At 57.4% G+C, this 18525-nt stretch carries 16 protein-coding genes; 5 read left to right on the plus strand and 11 right to left on the minus strand.

Translation table 11 applies throughout. The features are described from left to right. Positions 1 to 19 precede the first annotated feature (19 nt). Complete coding sequence (locus HF945_RS08905; protein ID WP_290522260.1) at positions 20 to 1228, plus strand: tetratricopeptide repeat protein; 1209 nt, start codon at positions 20 to 22, stop codon at positions 1226 to 1228. Here the strand turns inward: HF945_RS08905 and HF945_RS08910 are convergent. From HF945_RS08910 to HF945_RS08920, 3 genes are all read right to left on the minus strand, one after another. Continuing rightward, entirely contained in the window at positions 1205 to 1471 is a 267-nt protein-coding gene (locus tag HF945_RS08910) for an acyl-CoA-binding protein (RefSeq protein WP_290522261.1), read from the minus strand. The genes HF945_RS08905 and HF945_RS08910 overlap by 24 nt on opposite strands. A gap of 165 nt (positions 1472 to 1636) precedes the next feature. After that, entirely contained in the window at positions 1637 to 2269 is a 633-nt protein-coding gene (locus HF945_RS08915; protein ID WP_290522262.1) for a 1-acyl-sn-glycerol-3-phosphate acyltransferase, read from the minus strand. Continuing rightward, complete coding sequence (locus HF945_RS08920; RefSeq protein WP_290522263.1) at positions 2266 to 3051, minus strand: thioesterase family protein; 786 nt, start codon at positions 3049 to 3051, stop codon at positions 2266 to 2268. The genes HF945_RS08915 and HF945_RS08920 overlap by 4 nt, the downstream gene beginning before the upstream one ends. Positions 3052 to 3248: 197 nt before the next feature. Here HF945_RS08920 and HF945_RS08925 point away from each other — a divergent pair, with 197 nt between their 5' ends. Further along, positions 3249 to 5285: an LTA synthase family protein gene (locus tag HF945_RS08925; protein WP_290522264.1), complete on the plus strand. Its 2037-nt coding sequence runs from the start codon at positions 3249 to 3251 to the stop codon at positions 5283 to 5285. A 329-nt stretch (positions 5286 to 5614) separates the two neighbouring features. Here HF945_RS08925 and HF945_RS08930 read toward each other — a convergent pair whose 3' ends face one another. Genes HF945_RS08930 through HF945_RS08945 form a run of 4 tightly spaced genes read right to left on the minus strand, consistent with a single transcriptional unit; the run spans position 5615 to position 9531 of the window. Beyond that, on the minus strand, positions 5615 to 6337 hold the full coding sequence (locus tag HF945_RS08930; protein WP_290522265.1) for a proteasome-type protease: 723 nt from the start codon (positions 6335 to 6337) through the stop codon (positions 5615 to 5617). Positions 6338 to 6368: 31 nt separating this feature from the next. After that, positions 6369 to 7166 carry a transglutaminase family protein gene (locus HF945_RS08935; RefSeq protein WP_290522266.1) on the minus strand — a complete coding sequence of 266 codons (798 nt, stop codon included), beginning with the start codon at positions 7164 to 7166 and terminating at the stop codon, positions 6369 to 6371. Next, positions 7163 to 8092: an alpha-E domain-containing protein gene (locus tag HF945_RS08940; protein ID WP_290522267.1), complete on the minus strand. Its 930-nt coding sequence runs from the start codon at positions 8090 to 8092 to the stop codon at positions 7163 to 7165. Before HF945_RS08940 ends, HF945_RS08935 begins: the two co-directional genes overlap by 4 nt. Next, positions 8086 to 9531, minus strand: a complete 1446-nt coding sequence (locus HF945_RS08945; RefSeq protein ID WP_290522268.1) for a circularly permuted type 2 ATP-grasp protein — start codon at positions 9529 to 9531, stop codon at positions 8086 to 8088. Before HF945_RS08945 ends, HF945_RS08940 begins: the two co-directional genes overlap by 7 nt. A gap of 178 nt (positions 9532 to 9709) precedes the next feature. Here HF945_RS08945 and HF945_RS08950 point away from each other — a divergent pair, with 178 nt between their 5' ends. After that, positions 9710 to 10819: an NAD(P)/FAD-dependent oxidoreductase gene (locus HF945_RS08950; protein ID WP_290522269.1), complete on the plus strand. Its 1110-nt coding sequence runs from the start codon at positions 9710 to 9712 to the stop codon at positions 10817 to 10819. 181 nt (positions 10820 to 11000) lie between these two features. On the opposite strand, the gene HF945_RS08955 is transcribed toward HF945_RS08950, so the two are convergent. The 3 genes from HF945_RS08955 to HF945_RS08965 all read right to left on the minus strand — a co-directional run bounded on the left by HF945_RS08955 (position 11001) and on the right by HF945_RS08965 (position 13910). Further along, the gene (locus tag HF945_RS08955) at positions 11001 to 11777 is read right to left on the minus strand and encodes an SDR family oxidoreductase (protein ID WP_290522270.1); all 777 of its coding nucleotides are present in this window, start codon (positions 11775 to 11777) and stop codon (positions 11001 to 11003) included. Positions 11778 to 12231: 454 nt separating this feature from the next. Beyond that, complete coding sequence (locus HF945_RS08960) at positions 12232 to 13161, minus strand: FAD-binding protein (protein ID WP_290522271.1); 930 nt, start codon at positions 13159 to 13161, stop codon at positions 12232 to 12234. Next, on the minus strand, positions 13161 to 13910 hold the full coding sequence (locus HF945_RS08965) for an electron transfer flavoprotein subunit beta/FixA family protein (protein ID WP_022984216.1): 750 nt from the start codon (positions 13908 to 13910) through the stop codon (positions 13161 to 13163). Before HF945_RS08965 ends, HF945_RS08960 begins: the two co-directional genes overlap by 1 nt. A 505-nt stretch (positions 13911 to 14415) precedes the next feature. Between HF945_RS08965 and HF945_RS08970 the strand changes: the two genes are divergently transcribed. Both HF945_RS08970 and HF945_RS08975 read left to right on the plus strand, forming a co-directional pair. Continuing rightward, on the plus strand, positions 14416 to 16071 hold the full coding sequence (locus HF945_RS08970) for an electron transfer flavoprotein-ubiquinone oxidoreductase (RefSeq protein WP_290522272.1): 1656 nt from the start codon (positions 14416 to 14418) through the stop codon (positions 16069 to 16071). Positions 16072 to 16905: 834 nt separating this feature from the next. Beyond that, on the plus strand, positions 16906 to 17790 hold the full coding sequence (locus HF945_RS08975) for an oxygenase MpaB family protein (protein WP_290522273.1): 885 nt from the start codon (positions 16906 to 16908) through the stop codon (positions 17788 to 17790). On the opposite strand, the gene HF945_RS08980 is transcribed toward HF945_RS08975, so the two are convergent. Further along, a complete protein-coding gene (locus tag HF945_RS08980) occupies positions 17775 to 18497 on the minus strand; it encodes a 16S rRNA pseudouridine(516) synthase (RefSeq protein WP_290522274.1) in 723 nt (240 codons plus the stop codon). The two genes, HF945_RS08975 and HF945_RS08980, sit on opposite strands and share 16 nt — an antisense overlap. Between the last annotated feature and the right edge of the window lie 28 nt (positions 18498 to 18525).

Here is an 18525-nt window from a genome sequence, read left to right on the forward strand (position 1 = left end):
ACAACAATAAAACTGCGCCATGGATGCAAACAGACTGCCAATCAAGAGCTGCGTGTTGGCCCTGCTGATCACTGCCAGTGGCTTCAGCCATGGGACTTCGTGCCAGGAAAATGCTCCGCCGCCACTCACCCTGGCCAGCCTGGCAGGGGATGACCGTACACTGGTCAGCTTGCTGGACGAACCGGCAACGGAACAACAGGCCCCGGCCCTGCAGCATTACAATCGTGCCGCCCAAAGCAACAACAAACCTATTCTCGGGAATTATGCGCGGCTGCGTCTGGCAGCCCTGGCATTGCGCGACGGTGACACCACCTTTGCCCGTGAACAACTTGCCCAGATTGAACAGAACAGTCCCGCTGCTGTGGATGCCGCCCTGCTGCTGGCAGAAAGCTATCGCAAGGATGGCGATCGCGAGCGGGCTCGCGCCTGGTTTCTGCGCATAGCGGCGCGCTTCCCCGGCAATCCCCGGGCGGTTTCCGGCCTGGTGTTGGCGGGTGATGACTGGCGCCGACAAGGCGCGGCCCAGCAGGCCCTGCCGGTCTATAACCTGGCGCTGGACAAGGCTGCCGAGAACATGAAGGCCCTGGATGAGCTGGAGAACAATCCGGATCGTCTCTATCGGGCGCTGACCAACAGTGTGGCTGGCAACAGCACCACAGTCATGGATCAGTTGGTACTGGCACTGGTGCGCGACAGTGACAGCCAGGTGCTTGCCTCCACCCGCCAGCTCATCGCGGCCAAGCACCGCATGCGCTGCCTGGAAAGCGAAGAGAAATCCCTCGACAATGCCATTGAACATGCCTCGGCAAGAGACCTGTCCAATGGCGCCTTCCGCAAGTCTGCAGAGATGGAAAAGACAGCCACTGAGCAGGAAATTACTGATCTGGAACGGGTGCTTGCCAATGCCCCGAAGATGCCGGAATTACAGATGCGTCTGGAGGATGCACGCAGCAGACTGGCGCGCCTGAATCAGCGACTGGACTCGCTGGGCTCTACCGCCCTGCCCCCTGAACTGGCGCAACGCAAGCAGCAGATGGAGGCTGACAAGACAGCGCTGAACCGTTCTATCCTGGCTGCCCGGGAGCAAGTGAGAGCGGCGCTGGAAAAGGAAGTGCCAGAACTGAAACGGTACTACCGCAATCTGGCGGGGGAGGCGCAACTGGGCATCGCCCAGTTGCTGCAGAATACAGAGAAGCGAGCGCAATCATCCCTTGTGGGATACAAGTAAGGCTTCAACCTTGTCGATGTACTTCTGCTTGGCGGTGTCTGCGTCCATGCCCTTGAGCTTGGCCCAGGCATCGTATTTGGCCCGCTTCACCATATCCAGCATGCCCGGACGCTTGCCACTGACATCCCCTTCGCTACCCTGCTTGAAATGCGCATAGAGGAACAGCAGGTCATCGTTGGAAGGCTTGCGGTCCAGCGTCTGAACCTCTTTCTGGGCTTGTTCAAAACGAGCAGTATCAGTCATCGTTATTCCTGTTATTAACGGGTTGGGGGAGCCTCTGGATAACGGCTTGTGTATTCAGTGTGCAAGGCGTTGTTCAGAGGCTCTCTTGGTAAGGGCAGCACGCTGCCTGATGCAGGAAATAGTGCGCGGTGTTCGCGGCAGAATCAACTGGCACTAACCCTGTATTCAGCGACCAGTAAGCTTCCGGAACGGCTCGGACAGCAAGGCAGGATGGCGCGGCACAATCTCACTAAGCATCTGCACCATGGATTCCAGATCCGCGTCCATGTCCCCACTGGGCAGAATACTGCCGACAACTCGCACTTGTTTGCGGCGATAGCAGAACCCCAGCACCACAATCGGAATCCCCTGGGCTTCGGCAATCCGGTAGAACCCCGTCTTCCAGCGTGCAGCCCCCTTGCGGGTGCCCTCCGGAGCGATGCCCAGCCAGCAGGGTTCCTGTTGCATGGCCTGGGCAGTCTGCTCCACCAGGTCATGGGCATTCTCCCGGTTTACAGGAATACCCCCCAGCCAATACATAAACCGCCCGAAACGCCCTTCAAACAGGGTGTGTTTGCCCATGAAACGCACATAAATGCGTAACGCCTGAATAGCACTGAGGCCGATCACCCCATCCATGTTGGAGGTGTGCGGCGCCACAGCAAGTACCGCGCGCTCCACATTGGGCAGGCTGCCAACAATACGCCAGCCCATCAGTTTGAGGATCAGCCGGCCCAGTCCGGCAAGCAACCAGTGTCCGCGACGGGGGACCGCCGGCCCAGGGGTTTGCGGGGTTATTGCCGGCAAAGGCCGTTTCATGCGAAGACCGTAAAGGTCTGGCGACTGAGCGCCACCGCCCGGCCGTCGGCGTCCCAGATGGTGGCTCGGCTTTGCCCGTAGCCATCGCTGCACTGGTCAGTATCCACCTGATAGCGCCAGAGTGTGTCGGCAGGCCGGCTTGCCGGGTCGTCCAGCAGTTCCATTGTCCAAGTCAATGAACTGGCCGGGGCCGGGGTACGCAACATGGACAGCACCGAAGGGGGCCAGGTGTCCACCAGTGCAATCAATGCCGCCGTACTCATGGCTGCCGGCGCCTCCCGAAACCCCATGTACCCGGTAAAGTTGGCTTCATCACTGCCGCTGTAGGGCGGCTTGCCATTGGCATAGCGCATGTCAAAGTGCTCCAGGAAATCCGGCGTCACGCCCTTGATATTGGGCAGACTGAAGCTGTCCTCCGGCGCTTTCATGGCAGGCATAACGGGGGCCGCCACCTTCACAGCCGATTCCCGCGCAGCCCCCAGACTCGCCAGCATGGCCGCCACCACCTGGCCATCCTGACGGGCAGTGACCATGGCCTGCATCACCGACTTGCCTTCCCGGAACACCTCACTGGTCAGCGTCACCGGTCCCGGCGCCGCAGGCGCCACAAAAGACAGGGAGAAACTACGCAGCATCCGCCCTGCACCAACACTCTTTTCGAGGTGATCATACAGGACCGCGCCCACCAGACCGCCGAACAGGGCACGCCCCTGTCCCCAACCTTCAGGAAGAACGCCGCTGCCTTTGCCATCTACGCCGGCCAATACTTCATCAAATGTCATAACATGATCTCACTACCTGGTTCAGCCGCTCAGTAAACCATTACCGGGCCGCCGCATGAAGACGCAATCAGGACAAAGCCGTGGCAATCTGCGACAGCGGGATCATTCACGGAAAACAGGGTGATTTTGCCATGCGCAGCGGGCCACTAAGCGGTAGCATAGGCGCCAATTTTCCGTTTCACCCGCTGGAGAGCACAATGGCCTGGTTGAAATCCCGCCGCCTGCAGTACCTGTTGGCCATCACCGCCCTGTTTTTCGGGCTTATGGTCATACTGCGTGCAATGTTCTATTTCGGTTTCTCTGAGGTCCCGGCCACTCCGAATGTGGATCAGGAAGCCGTGCTGGCGGCACTGGGGGTTGGCCTGCGATTCGATCTTCGTCTGGCCCTGCTGATGATGCTGCCACTGGCGGCACTGGCATACCTGCCACGTTTCAATCTGCTCACCAGTGGCCTGATGCGCGCCCTGGGCCACCTGTACCTGATTGTCGCGCTGGGCCTGCTGGTGCTCACCTATATCTTTGACTTTGGTCATTACGCCTACCTGGGCGAGCGCCTGAACGTGACCGCACTGCGTTTCCTGCAGGATACCCGTGACTCCACCCTGATGGTGTGGGAAAGCTATCCCGTCATCTGGATTACTCTGGGTTGGATTGCCAGCGTGGCCGGTGGCTACTGGCTTGCCAGGGTGCTGGAGCGCAAACTCCTTGAGCGTAGTGCGGCTGGCATCTCCGGCATGCAGGCAACGCTGGGCTTTGTGGTGTGCTTTGCCCTGTTTTTCTTTGCGATTCTCGGCCGTGTCAGCAATATCAATATCCTCAACCCGATTCCGCTGCGCTGGAGTGAGGCCTTTGTGTCCGGCGACCGGGCCATCGGTGCCCTGGGCCTCAATCCCGTCCTCTACTTCCGCGACACCCTGCTGATCCCGGTTTCCCCCTATGACAAGGACAAGGTGGCCGAGTACTACCCGCTCATGGCCGACCATCTTGGCATTCCGCAAGATCAGCGCCAAAGCCTGAACTTTGTCCGGCAGGTAGAGATACAGAGCCACAAGCTGGACTATGATCGCCCGCCCAATGTGGTCTTTATCATGCTGGAATCACTGGGCGCCAGCCGTGTCAGCAGTTATGGCTTGCCGATTGAAAGCACGCCCAACCTGGATCGGCTGGCCGCAGAAGGCTGGCGGTTCAAGAACTTCTATGTGCCGGTCACCGGCACCGCCAAGACCATCTGGGCCACCTTCACAGGCATCCCCGATGTGGCACCGACGGAAAGCGCCAGCCGCAACCCCCTGACCAGCCACCAGCGTACCGTGGTCAACGAATTTGAGGGCTACCGGAATTTCTATTTCATTGGTGGCAATGCTGGCTGGGCCAATCTTGATGGCCTGGTGCAGCAGAGTATCGATGATCTGGAACTGTATCAGGAGGGCGACTGGGAATCGCCAGATGTGGATGTGTGGGGCATTTCCGACCTGAACCTGTTCCGTGAATCCAACCAGATTCTGGCCGACGTGCCCGATGATCAGCCGTTTTTTGCGTTTATCCAGACCGCCGGCAACCACCGCCCCTTCACCATCCCGGACAACAACGGCGATTTTGAGCCACGCACCGATCTGTCCGAAGAGGAACTGGCCAAGCACGGCTTCCGCAGTGCAGCCCAGTACAACGCCGTTCGGCTACTGGATTACAACGTGGGCGAATACATGAAATGGGCCAGGGAGAGTGACTACTTCGATAACACAATCTTTGTGTTCTTCGGCGATCACAGTAACCGCATTACCACCCTGCCGCATATGCCGGCCATGGATCAGCTGGGCCTGGAAAGCAACCACGTACCCCATATCATCTACGCACCGCGTTACCTTTCGCCCCGGGAGATTGACGACTCAGTTGGCCTGGTGGACGTGCTGCCCAGCATTGCCGGAATGCTCGGGCTGAACTATCGCAACACCACCCTGGGCCGGGACTTTCAGACCCCGGCGCCAGAAGGTGAGCGAGCCAGTTTCGTGGTGCTCCTTGAAGGCCCCAACCCGGTCTATGGCATGGTCACCCGGAATTTTCTGGTGCGCATGAATGCGGATGGCAGCAATGCCACCCTGCATGACCTGCACAGCGATACCCCGAAGAAGGATGTCTCTGCCGCGCATCCTGAAACATTCAAACGCCTCTTCGATCTGGCCCGTGCCGAATACGAAACCGCCCGTTTCATGATGTACGACAACGTGGATGATTGAGGGGACGCGACACGCAATACGCTTCATGCAACACGTAAATCGGGGCCTCGGCGATGGGCGAGGCTCTGGTTTGGGAATCAGTTGAAAGTTCAAAGTTTAAAGCTGAAAAGCGCGGGATGGGGTGTCTTGTACTGGAATGCCCCGCCCGCGATTGACTGCCTTTCGTTCAGCGAGCTGAATCTCCCACAAGACAAGGCTTCGTCTTTCCCTCACCTACCCCGAATCCTGCGAAGGTTTTCCCTTTCAACTTTCAATTTTGAACTAATCAGCCACGGGCAGAGGTGGCAGGTTTTCGCATGTTGCATGAAGCGTGTTGCGTGCAGCGTCTCTCATTCCCACTCAACATCCGGAAGCTGCGCAAAAGCGTCTCGCAGCCCATGGGACCAGGCTTCACCCAACGCCCGGAAATGGACATCATGCTCGGTGACATCATGGTGATTGGCCAGGCTGAAACTGTCGCAGTCGTAGATCAACACATCCAGCGGCAACCCCACGGATAGATTGGAACGGATGGTGGAATCAAGACTGATCAGGGCACACTTAGCCGCGTCCTTCAGTGACAGCTGGTAATCCACCACCCGATCAAGGATGGGTTTACCGTACTTGACCTCACCAATCTGGAAGTACGGCGTATCCGCCGTGCTCTCGATGAAATTCCCTTCCGGGTAGATCTGGAACAGCCGGGGCTTTTCCCCGTGAATCTGGCCGCCCACAATGAAACTGCAGCCAAAATCCACATTGCCCTGGCTCTGACCGGAATCACGGCGGATCACTTCCCGGCTGGTACTGCCGATAATCGACGCCACCTCATACAGGGATCGGGCACCAAACAGGTTGGGCTGATCACTGTTGAGACGCATGTTGAGCAGACTGATCACACTTTGGGTTGTCGCCAGATTCCCTGCACTGAGAATGACGATGGCTCTTTCGCCATCCACCATGAACTTGTGCAGTTTCCTGAAGGTGGCAATCTGGTCCACCCCTGCATTGGTGCGAGAATCCGCAGCAAATACCAGACCCTTTTCCAGGGACATTGCTACGCAATAGGTCATGCCTGCCTGCTCCGAAAGCTGAAAAAATCGGTCACTGTGTACTGTCCGACACGGTCCGATTGACCAGTGCCACCGCCTCCAGCGACTCGACGCCACCGCCGAAGCGTACACCACGCACCGGACAGGCATCCATATAATCCATCCCGACGGCCAATTTCAGGTGATGACGGGGTTGGCAGGTCTGGTTGGTCACATCAAAGGTCTTCCAGGTATCGTACTGCCACACCTCTGCCCAGGCGTGACTGGCCACATGCTCGGAATCCTTGCTGTAAAGATAGCCGCTGACATAACGGGCCGGCATACCCAGTGCCCGACAACAGGCGAGGAAAACATGGGTGTGATCCTGACAGACCCCCTTGCCAAGCTTCCAGGCTTCCCGGGCATTACTGGCCACACTGGTGACCCCTGGCGTGAAGGGCATACCCTGAAGAATGGATTCGCTCAGTCGCTCCAATCGGTCGCCCTGCGACGCGCCATCATGACGGTGCGCCAGTTCATCCAGAGCGGCGTTACTCTCGGTCAGCAAGGTGGGGCGCGTAAAGACCAATGGCGAGAGACGGTGATCACTGTCTTCACTGTCCTCGTCGGTAATTTCCACTTCCCCTTTCACCGTAAGCGCGATCTGCTGGTGTGGTCGGTCCAGGGTCAGCACATGGAGAATATTGTTGTAGCCATCCGAGCCTTCTTCCGCCTGTTCCGGCAAATCCAGCTCCCAGCTGAGCACCCGCTGTCTGGGCGACGGCCGTGGCGTCAGTCGCAGATACTGGGTGCTGTGTTTGACCCGTTCCGAGTAACGGTATTCGGTACTGTGTTGAATAGACAGTTTCATACCAGCTCCAGATATTCACTTTGAATGGTGTCCGCAAGCTCATTGATGCGGCGCAGGAAATCCGTGAGGTAGTCGTGCAGGCCAATATCGACGATATGCTCCATATCCCCATACTGCAGACGGGCCAGCTGTACCGCCGCCAGTCGTTTTGACTGCAGGCCCGCATTGCCTTCGATGGCAGGCAGCAAATTGCACAACATCTGCAGACAGGACAGTAACGAGCGCGGCACTTCCGGTCGCAGAATGAGCAACTCAGCCACCCGCTCACCGTTAATGGTTTCGCTGAACATTTCCCGGAATGCCTCATAGGCCCCCACTGAACGCAACAAGGCATGCCAGCGGTAATAATCCAGGGTGGCGTTGGACTGCGCCTGCCCGTCACGATGCTTCACATCCAGGATCCGGGCAGTATTGTCCGCCCGCTCGATAAAGGTCCCCAGGCGCAGGAAACGGAAGGTGTCACTGCGCATCAGGGTGCCGTAGGTTGCTCCCCGGAACAGATGGGAACGGTTCTTCACCCACTCGAAGAATGCGGTTTCGCCGTAGGCCTGCAAGCCGACCTGACGGATCTCCTTCAGTTCCAGCCAGGTGCTGTTGACGCTTTCCCACATCTCGGCGGTTATCTTGCCCCGCACAGCATGGGCGCTTGCACGGGCCTGACGCAGGCAGGAATAGATACTGGCCGGGCTGTCCGCATCAAGGGTGAAGAAGAACAGCAGATTCTGAATGGTGATCTTGCCGTAGCGGGCACCGTAATGATCCGCCGTGCCGGTAATCGCCAGCGGCGCCGCAATCTCTGCCTGGGTGTCCACCGCAAAGCGGATCAACGACAGGTTCCAGACCACATCCAGCATTCGTGCGGTATTCTCTGCCCGCTCAAAATAGCGCGACAGCCAGTAAAGGTCCGAAGCGGTACGACTCAGCATACACCCTCCTCCCCACTCTCCAGCACCCAGGTATCCTTGGTTCCTCCCCCCTGGGAGGAATTCACCACCAGGGACCCGGACTTCATGGCTACCCGGGTCAAGCCCCCAGGCACCACTCGGGTTTCGTTACCACTGAGTACAAAGGGGCGCAGATCGATGTGGCGAGGCGCGATGCCCTCCTCCACAAAAATCGGACACGAGGACAGGGACAAGGTCGGCTGCGCGATATAGTTTCCCGGATCGGCTTTCAGTCGCTCACGGAACAGTTCGATTTCGGCCTTGCTTGCCGCCGGTCCCACCAGCATGCCGTAGCCACCGGCGCCATGAACCTCCTTGACCACCAGTTCCGGCAATTGATCCAGCACCTGCTTCAGGTCATCCGGCTTGCGACACTGCCAGGTGGGTACGTTGTGAAGAATCGGTTCTTCATCCAGATAGAAGCGAATCATGTCCGGTACATAAGGGTAGATGGATTTGTCATCCCCTACCCCGGTACCCACGGCATTGGCCAGCACCACATTGCCCTGCCGGTACACCGACAACAGCCCCGGCACGCCCAACATGGAATCGGAGCGGAACGCCAGCGGATCGAGAAAATCATCATCGATACGTCGATAAATCACATCCACCCGCTGTGGTCCGGCGGTTGTGCGCATGTAGACGAACCCATCCTTCACAAACAGGTCCGCCCCTTCCACCAGCTCGATACCCATTTGCTGGGCCAGGAAGGCATGCTCGAAGTAGGCACTGTTAAACTGCCCCGGGGTCAGCAACACCACGGTGGGATGACTGTAACTGGCACTCTGCTGCAGGGTCTCCAGCAGCAGACTGGGATAATGCTCCACCGGCGCCACGGTCTGTTCGGCAAACAACTCCGGAAACAGCCGCATCATCATGCGCCGGTTCTCGATCATGTAACTCACCCCGGACGGCGTGCGCAGATTGTCTTCCAGCACATACCAATCGCCCTCGCCATCGCGAATCAGATCGACCCCACTGATGTGCGAATACACCTGATTGTGCAGATTCACATCCTGCATGCACGGCTGATACTGAGTGTTGCCGAAGATCTGTTCGGCAGGGATGCGCCCGTCACGGATGATGTTCTGATCGTGATAGATATCGTGCAGAAAAAGATTGAGGGCGTTGACGCGCTGGATGGCGCCTTTCTCGAGTAATGCCCATTCGCTGGCAGGGATTACCCGCGGCAGGGTATCGAAGGGAATCAACCGCTCGGTGCCGCTTTCTTCACCGTAAACATTGAAGGTAATGCCCACCCGGTGAAACTGAAGCTCCGCCTCCTTGCGTTTGCGTTGCAACATGCCGCGATCCTGTCGCAGCAACCAATCGTGATAACTCGTATAGTGAGGCCGCACCTCACCGCCCGGCGCTATCATTTCGTCAAAACCGGACACCGCCGGCAACTTTAATGACCGCATGGCGAATTCCTTGGCCTTGAAGCACGCTAAAGGCATGCCCCTGAAAGCACATCAGCAAGTCCTGTGCCAGAATAGGCATAGCACAAACCGCGTTTATGCCGCCTTTTCGGTGGCCATGATCCAGAACAGGGCACAACCGACAGCATGGTGCAAATCGCGCCCGAATTCGGGCAAAAAAATGGAACCCGTTGATACCGTCATCATTGGCGCCGGTGTGGTGGGCCTTGCCCTTGCTCGGTCGCTTTCTGCGGATCGCTCTGTAATCGTGCTCGAACAGGAACACCAGCCCGGCAGCCACCTGTCCTCCCGCAACAGCGAAGTCATCCACGCGGGCCTCTATTACCCTCCCGGCTCACTCAAGGCGCGTCTGTGTCTGGCTGGCAGTGATGCACTCTATCGTTACTGCGAGACAACAGGCGTGCCTTACCGGCAGTGTGGCAAGTTGCTGGTGGCGCAGAAAGGAGAGGAAACCCGGCTGCAGCAACTTCACGACAATGCTGCAGCGGTGGGTGCCCCCGCACTCAAACCTCTGGCTCGCCGGGAATGGCAACAGCAGGAGCCTTGGCTGAACGCCAGTGAAGTCCTGCTCAGTCCGGGTTCCGGGATCATCGACAGCCACGCATTGCTCTATCAGCTGCAGCAGGATGCGGAAAGCAACGGTGCCGTGGTTGCACTGCATCACAGGGTGGAAAAGCTCCAGTGCGAAACTGACCGCTACATGCTGCGCGTACACGCCAGCGACCACCAACGCTTCACACTCCGCTGCCGACAACTGATTCTCGCAACCGGGCTGTTCACCACCCGGCTTCTTGAGAATGCCGCTGGTTTTCCGGCCGAGCAGATACCGCAGCAACGCCTGGCCCGAGGCAATTACTTTGCCCTTGACGGGCGCAGCCCGACCCGCAGACTGGTTTATCCCATGCCGGAAGCCCACGGCCTGGGTATTCACCTGACAGTGGATATGGCCGGCCAGGCCCGCTTCGGGCCGGATGTGGAGTGGATTGAGCCCACGCTGCCACCGGATTACCGACTCGATGTGGAGCGAAAAGCGACTTTTGTTGAGGCCATCCAGCAGTACTGGCCCGACCTGAACCCGGATCGGCTGCAACCGGGCTATTCCGGCATTCGGCCCAAGCTCTTCCGGCAAGGCGAAGCAGTAACAGATTTTCTGATACAGGATGTGGGCAGTCACGGGCTCAGCGGGATGATCAATCTGCTGGGTATCGAATCGCCAGGGCTGACGGCGGCATTGGCAATAGCTGATGAGGTAAAGGGGCGTCTGGGATAGCGAGTTGCCGCGCAGGCTTTCGAGCAGTTGAAAGTTTAAAGTTCAAAGTTGAAAAGCGCGGGTAAGCTCCCGGTTTTTGGAAGGTCGTGCCCGCGCCCTTACCGGCGCCCGCGGGCACGGCCTTGCAAAACCTACAACCTGATCCGCGTTTCAACTTTGAACTTTAAACTTTCAACTCGATTTACTCATGCCTGCCCATCACCGCACCGGCGAGGCGCACTACCCAGCTGTCGGGAAGGAAGCGGGTCAGCAAGGTCATGGCCCGATAGAGTCGTCCCGGTACCACCACTGCCCTGCCTTTTGCCAACCCCTCAAGTCCTGCGCGGGCCACCGGCGCCACCGGCATCATGGCTTTTTCCAGTGAGGGATCCATCTGCCCCCTGGCCTTGCTGGAAAACTCTGTACGCGTGCCTCCGGGGCTCAGGGTGGTCACGGTGATGCCGGCGGGTTTGAGTTCTTCATGCAACGCCCTGCCAAGCGTCTGCACAAAGGCCTTGCTGGCGGCATACACGGCCATACCCGGAATCGGAAACCAGGCGGACACGGAACTGACATTGAGTATCCACCCCTCGCCTCGCACTGCCATCGGCGCGGCGAAAAGACGGGTCAGTGCCAGCAAGGCACGATCATTCACCTCCACCATGCCCACCTGGTCATCCAGATCCATCTCCAGCAAGGGTTTCTGGAAACCGAAGCCGGCATTGTTAATCAGGATATCCACCTGCCGCCCCAGAGCGGAAACCTGATCGAAAATCCTGGCGGGGCCTTGTGGATCAGCCAGATCCGCCGTGATGACATCCACAGTCACCGCAGACAATTGTGTGGCCAATGCATTCAGGCGCTCAGTACGCCGTGCCACCACAATCAGATGACATCCCTGCGCCGCCAGCTGACGGGCCATTTCTTCACCGATGCCGCTGGAGGCGCCAGTGATAAGCGCGGTTTTTCCTGAAAACATGCATTCTCCGTTTCTACCTAAAGTCGCTGCGGCAGCGTAGCGTAGTGGAGTAACGCACGCGGTCCGGCCCGAAGGAACGAGCGTAGCGAATAACGTGCTTGCACGCGATCCGGGCATTGGCGAGGAGAAGAAGTTTCGAGTTGCGAGGAACGAGTTTCGAAAGGCAAAACCTGATACTCGAAACTCGCTTCTGGAATCCTTACCTCGCCTGGGCTCGGATCGCCCAGGCAAGCTGGGCTCCTACAGCGTCCCGAGGCGTTATTTGTAGGAGCCCAGCTTGCCTGGGCGAATCCGGCCTCAAATACAACCGCGCCTTGTCGGAATTTTTCAGCCTTTCTTAATCCAATCTTGTAGCTTGTAGCTCATAGCTCATAGCTCATAGCTCATAGCTCATAGCTAAAAACAAAAAACCCGGCACAAGGCCGGGTTTTTGGGGTCGGATAGCGCGCTGTTTTTACAGCTTGCCGTCCAGCTCCGGTACTGCTTCGAACAGGTCAGCCACCAGGCCGTAGTCAGCCACCTGGAAGATCGGGGCTTCTTCGTCCTTATTGATAGCAACGATGACCTTGGAGTCTTTCATACCGGCCAGATGCTGGATGGCACCGGAGATGCCCACAGCAACGTACAGGTTCGGAGCGACGATCTTACCAGTCTGACCAACCTGCATGTCGTTCGGTACGAAGCCTGCGTCAACGGCAGCACGGGATGCACCCACGCCAGCGCCCAGCTTGTCAGCCAGCTTATAAAGGATTTCGAAGTTGTCGCCGTTACCCATGCCACGACCACCGGAGATCACGATCTCGGCAGAGGTCAGCTCAGGACGGTCAGACTTGGCCAGCTCTTCACCCACGAAGGAAGAAGTGCCCGCGTTCTTGGCAACGTCCAGGGCTTCAACAGCAGCGGAACCGCCTTCTGCAGCTACAGCATCAAAGGAGGTACCACGCACGGTGATCACTTTCTTGGCATCAGCGCTCTTCACGGTAGCGATAGCGTTACCGGCGTAGATCGGACGCTTGAAGGTATCCGCGTCGATAACTTCAGAGATCTCGGAAACCTGAGCCACGTCCAGCAGAGCAGCAGTGCGCGGAGCAAAGTTCTTGCCTGTGGTGGTGGCAGCAGCCAGAACGTGGGTGTAATCGGCAGCCACTTCAGCAACCAGATCACCAACGTTTTCAGCCAGCTGGTGCTCGTAGGCTTCGTTGTCAGCACACAGGACCTTGGAAACGCCATCAACCTTGGCAGCTTCTTCGGCAACAGCGCCACAGCCTTTACCGGCAACCAGTACGGTGATGTCGCCACCGATAGCTTTGGCAGCAGCAACGACGCTCAGAGTGACCTTGTTGAGCGCGGCGTTATCGTGTTCGGCGTAAACTAATACACTCATCAGATCACCTTCGCTTCGTTCTTCAGTTTCTCGACCAGCTCGTCTACGGAGCCAACGATGATGCCAGCCTGACGCTCGGCGGGTGCTTCAACGCTAACGGTGGTCACACGCGGAGTCAGGTCAACGCCCAGATCAGCAGCGGTCTTGGTGTCCAGCGGCTTTTTCTTGGCTTTCATGATGTTCGGCAGAGACGCGTAACGCGGCTCGTTCAGACGCAGGTCAGTGGTAACCACGGCCGGCAGGCTCAGTTCTACAGTCTGCAGACCACCGTCGATCTCACGGGTTACTTTCACTTTGCCATCGGCAACATTCACTTCGGAAGCGAAGGTACCCTGCGGCATGCCAGTCAGAGCAGCCAGCATCTGGCCAGTCTGGTTGTTGTCACCATCGATGGCCTGCTTGCCCAGAATAACCAGCTCAGGCTTTTCTTCATCAACGATGGCTTTCAGCGCCTTGGCAATGCCCAGCGGCTGAACGTCTTCGTCAGTTTCTACCAGGATGGAGCGGTCAGCGCCCAGAGCCATGGCAGTACGCAGCTGTTCCTGAGCGGTCTTGGGACCGATAGAGACAGCAACGATTTCAGAGACCACACCCTTCTCTTTCAGGCGCACCGCTTCTTCTACAGCGATTTCACAGAAGGGGTTCATGGCCATTTTGACGTTTGCGAGATCAACACCAGAGTTGTCCGCCTTCACGCGAACCTTGACGTTGTAGTCAATGACTCGCTTGATGGGTACAAGAACCTTCATAGGATCCTCGGAATGTTCCATTGGGTGACTTGTAGAAGGAGGCGACATGACGCCGTTGCCGGGTCCACCCCCGCGAAAGAGCCGCTATCTTGAACGCTCGGCCACATGAGGTCAATAGGCCGAAAATCTGTAAGCAGATGATTTTGCTGCAAATAGGTCACTTTTGTTGTGACTTCCCGGTCGGCCATTTTCTTGAAAATCAAGCATCTAGCAAGAGATAATCCAAACGGTTGTTTGAAAAAGTCGCTGATCACGGCCCCATGACACCCGCTTCATATATATAGAAGCTGCCTGTCCTGACAGGATCAACGGTCATCAGGGTCAATCAGAGAAACCCGAGCAGTGGTGCGAAATCCTCTATCTCTATATACTCCGCGCCACCCCAAGTCCGGCCACGGTCGGCTGCTGAGAAAGATTTTCTGTGACAAGGGATGTTTCCCCTCTCCAGAATCTCTTTCTCAGTGGCTTCCGGGCCGAAACGCAATCCGATAGCGAGGAGAAGGCTGTGGAACGCGAATCTATGGAAGTCGACGTAGTCATCGTCGGCGCCGGTCCTTCCGGTCTTGCAACCGCCTGCCGTCTGGGCCAGATCGCCCAGGAAACCGGTCAGGAACTCAGTGTTGTAGTTGTAGAAAAAGGCTCCGAAGTCGGTGCCCATATTCTGTCCGGTGCCGTTCTCGAGCCCCGCGCCCTGAACGAACTGTTCCCCAACTGGGAAGAGATGGGCGCCCCGGTTAACACCAAGGTCACCGGTGACGAGATCTACTACCTGACTGGCGCGGAAAAGGCACAGAAAGTGCCGAACCTGTTTGTCCCCAAGACCATGCACAACGAAGGGAACTACATCATTTCCCTGGGTAACCTGTGCCGCTGGCTGGGCGAGCAGGCCGAGGGTCTTGGCATCGAGATCTTCCCGGGCTTCGCTGCCAACGAGATCCTCTATAATGAAGACGGTTCCGTTAAGGGCATCGCTACCGGCGATTTCGGTATTGGCCACGATGGCGAGAAAAAAGACAGCTATATGCCTGGCATGGAGCTGCACGCCAAGTACACCATCTTCTCCGAAGGTTGCCGTGGTCAGCTCGGCAAGGAACTGATGGAGAAGTACAACCTGCGTGAGGGCACCGATCCCCAGCACTACGGTATCGGCGTCAAGGAACTGTGGGACATTGATCCGGCCAAGCATCAGGAAGGTCTGGTGGTACACACCGCTGGCTGGCCCCTGAGCGAGTCCGGTTCCCCGGGTGGTGCGTTCCTGTACCACATCGAGAACAACCAGGTGGCCCTGGGCCTGATCACCGATCTGGCCTACTCCAACCCGCACGTTTCTCCCTTCGACGAGATGCAGCGCTGGAAAACCAACCCGGAAATCAAGAAGCACCTGGAAGGCGGCAAACGCGTTTCCTACGGTGCCCGTGCCATCGCCAAGGGCGGCCTGCAGTCCCTGCCGAAGATGACCTTCCCGGGTGGTCTGCTGGTGGGTTGTAACGCCGGCACCCTGAACTTTGCCAAGATCAAGGGCACCCACACTGCCATGAAGTCCGGCATGATTGCTGCCGAGATTCTGGCTGAAGCCCTGAAAGGCGGCCGCGGCAGCGACGAACTGACCGAGTACAAGGAAGCCTTCGACAAGAGCTGGGTTTACGAAGAACTGCACGCACAGCGCAACTTCGGCCCTGCCCAGCACAAGTTCGGTAACTTCATCGGCTCGGCCTTTGCCTTCGTGGACATCAACCTGTTCAACGGCAAGCTGCCGATCACCATGCACGACACCACCCCGGATCATGAAACCCTGAAGCCGGCGGACCAGTGCAAGAAGATCGACTACCCGAAGCCGGACGGCAAGATCACCTTCGCCAAGCTGGACAGCGTATTCCTGTCCAACACCAACCACGAAGAAGATCAGCCCTGCCACCTGACGCTGAAGGATCCGAACGTACCGCTGCAGGTCAACCTGCCCAAGTGGGACGAACCGGCCCAGCGTTACTGCCCGGCGGGCGTGTACGAAGTGGTCGAGGACGAGAACACTGGCGACAAGCGTTTCCAGATCAACGCCCAGAACTGCGTACACTGCAAGACCTGTGACATCAAGGATCCCACCCAGAACATCAACTGGGTGGCGCCGGAAGGTACCGGTGGCCCGAATTACCCGAACATGTAATTCGCCACGGCTTTCGTGTCACCAAAAGGCGCCCTTCAGGGCGCCTTTTTTGTGGGTCATCGCGGATTTCCGGAAAAGCCCCACCTTTCCGCAGGAGCGTCGCTGGCGGCGCGATTTCAGACCAGGATCAAAAACGTTTTCACCACAGGGATCACTGAAACCTCCCAGGATACTCATTGTTTTAACCCAGTGATCTGCTGCCTCTGTGGTAAAACCGGCTATGCTGCTTGTGTGGCAAGTTCAGCTTGCTGAACGAATGCAACCTCGGATCGGGACCTGTTGCCTGAACCTTCGTTCAACAAGCTGAATCTCCCACCAGACACGGGTTTCGCCCGTGCGAATAACCCGCTGAACCTTTTTTGTGGCCGCTCTGCGGCTGTAACATGTTTCACGCTGCACACCAAAGGCTACACATCCCCTTTCCTCTGCCATCCTTTTGCAATAGTGACGGCTAATCGACTGCCGCACCCCGCCTGGCAACCCGGATCCAGGCAATTTGTGTGGATCGGTTACACTCACCAAAGTTCAGAAGAAAGGGCTTGTGGTTACTGAGCCAAAATAATGGGTTAGCAGGGCCAACAAATTGCCTTCATATATGTTTTTGTCGACAAAAATATATATGAATACATTCCGTATACTCTTTTAAATTCATCGAAATGAACGACATTTGAGCCGAAAACCCACCAAATAAGGCATAAAAAACAAAAATAAAACCACTCTAACCCCGCGGATACATAAGATTGTTTTTGTATCATTGTGTGATGGAAGCGTCCTCGCTAGCATTCAAATCAAACGAGCGTATGACCGACCTGTCGGCCTTCGAGGAACAAGAGTATGAATGCACAAGCCTCTCCTATTCAGCAGAAGACCCGCATTGAGAATCAATGGCCTGAGCCACTGACAGCCAAGCAACTCGATCAGAGATACCCGGGGATCATGGACCTGACCGTTTTCCTCTCTGCTGGCGCCAATATCATCATGCAGCTGGCAAACCCTGCGGTGGGACATGGCGTGGCTGAAAGCCGTGTACTAAGCGGCTCCATTATGCATCGCCCTTTAAAGCGCACACGGACCACATTTACCTACCTGGCCGTGGCCATGATGGGCACAACGGAAGAAAAGCTGGCCTATCGCCGGGCCGTGAATGGTTCACACCGGCACGTTCACTCCACCGAAAATTCGAAAGTCCAATACAATGCTTTCGACCCTGACCTGCAGCTGTGGGTTGCCGCCTGCTTGTATTGGGGCTTTGTCGATACCTACCAAAAGGTGCATCGCCCTCTTACCCGGGCTGAGCAGGAAGACTTCTACAGAATGGCCCATCCGCTGGGCACTACCCTTCAGGTACGCCAGGACATGTGGCCCAAGGACCTGGATGCTTTTGAGGAGTATTGGCAGGAAGGGCTCAAAAAGCTGCACATTGACGACACCGTGCATGAATTTCTGATGATCATTGCTGATCTGAAATTCCTTAGCCCGGTTAGCCAGTTCCTGTTTGGTCGTTTCAACCGTTTTGTCACAACGGGTTTTCTGCCAGCGGACGTTCGGGAAAAGATGCGCCTTGACTGGGACGATGAACGCCAGCGCAAATTTGACAAGACCGTGAGATTCTTTGGCAAGCTCATGAAGTTCCTGCCTCGCCCGGTTCGTCAGCTGGCGTACACAGCGCCTCTGCGCGATTTCCGTCGCCGCCTGGCCAAGGGTCAGCCGCTGGTCTGATCGGCGATCGTTTGCACCTCATGTTCCGTTAGCGCCCGGCATTCGCCGGGCGCTAACGTCTTATCCAGTACCAGATTCCCCACCGCGACACGGTGCAGGGTTTTCACCTTGTTGCCACGCTGCGCGAACATCCGCCGGATCTGATGGTAGCGCCCTTCCTGCAACCACACGTCCGCCTCTTGCGGGGCCCGTATCAACAGACGCGCCGGTCGCGTAACCAGCCCCTCGAATTCGAACCGCATGCCGGCCGCAAAAGCCTCTACATCACGCTCATCCAGCGGCATCTCCAGCGTCACCCGGTAATGTTTCCAGACCCCGGTTTCCGGCTCACTCAAGCGTCGTGACCAGCTGCCATCATTGGTAAGAATCACCAGTCCGGTACTGTTGAAATCCAGTCGACCGGCAAGATGGAGCTCACCGCGATCCGGGCCGGGCAACAAATCCACCACCGTGGTATGCCTGTCATCGCGGGTCGCACTGACTACCCCGGCAGGTTTATTCATCATCAGATAGCGTGCTTCGCGCTGCTGCAGCACCCTGCCAGCCACCTCAACACGATCGAACGGGCCAATACGGCATTGTCTGTCGCGCACCACCGCGTCGTTCACACGCACCTGCCCCGCCGCCAGCAGCCGGCGTAATGATGAGCGGCTTTGCTGCAAAGCGTTACTGAGAAAACGATCCAGTCGGTGATAGCGGGAAGTCATCCGGCCATGATAACCGAGAACCCGATAC

Origin of the sequence: Alcanivorax sp., assembly GCF_017794965.1 — a bacterium.
GTDB lineage: Bacteria > Pseudomonadota > Gammaproteobacteria > Pseudomonadales > Alcanivoracaceae > Alcanivorax.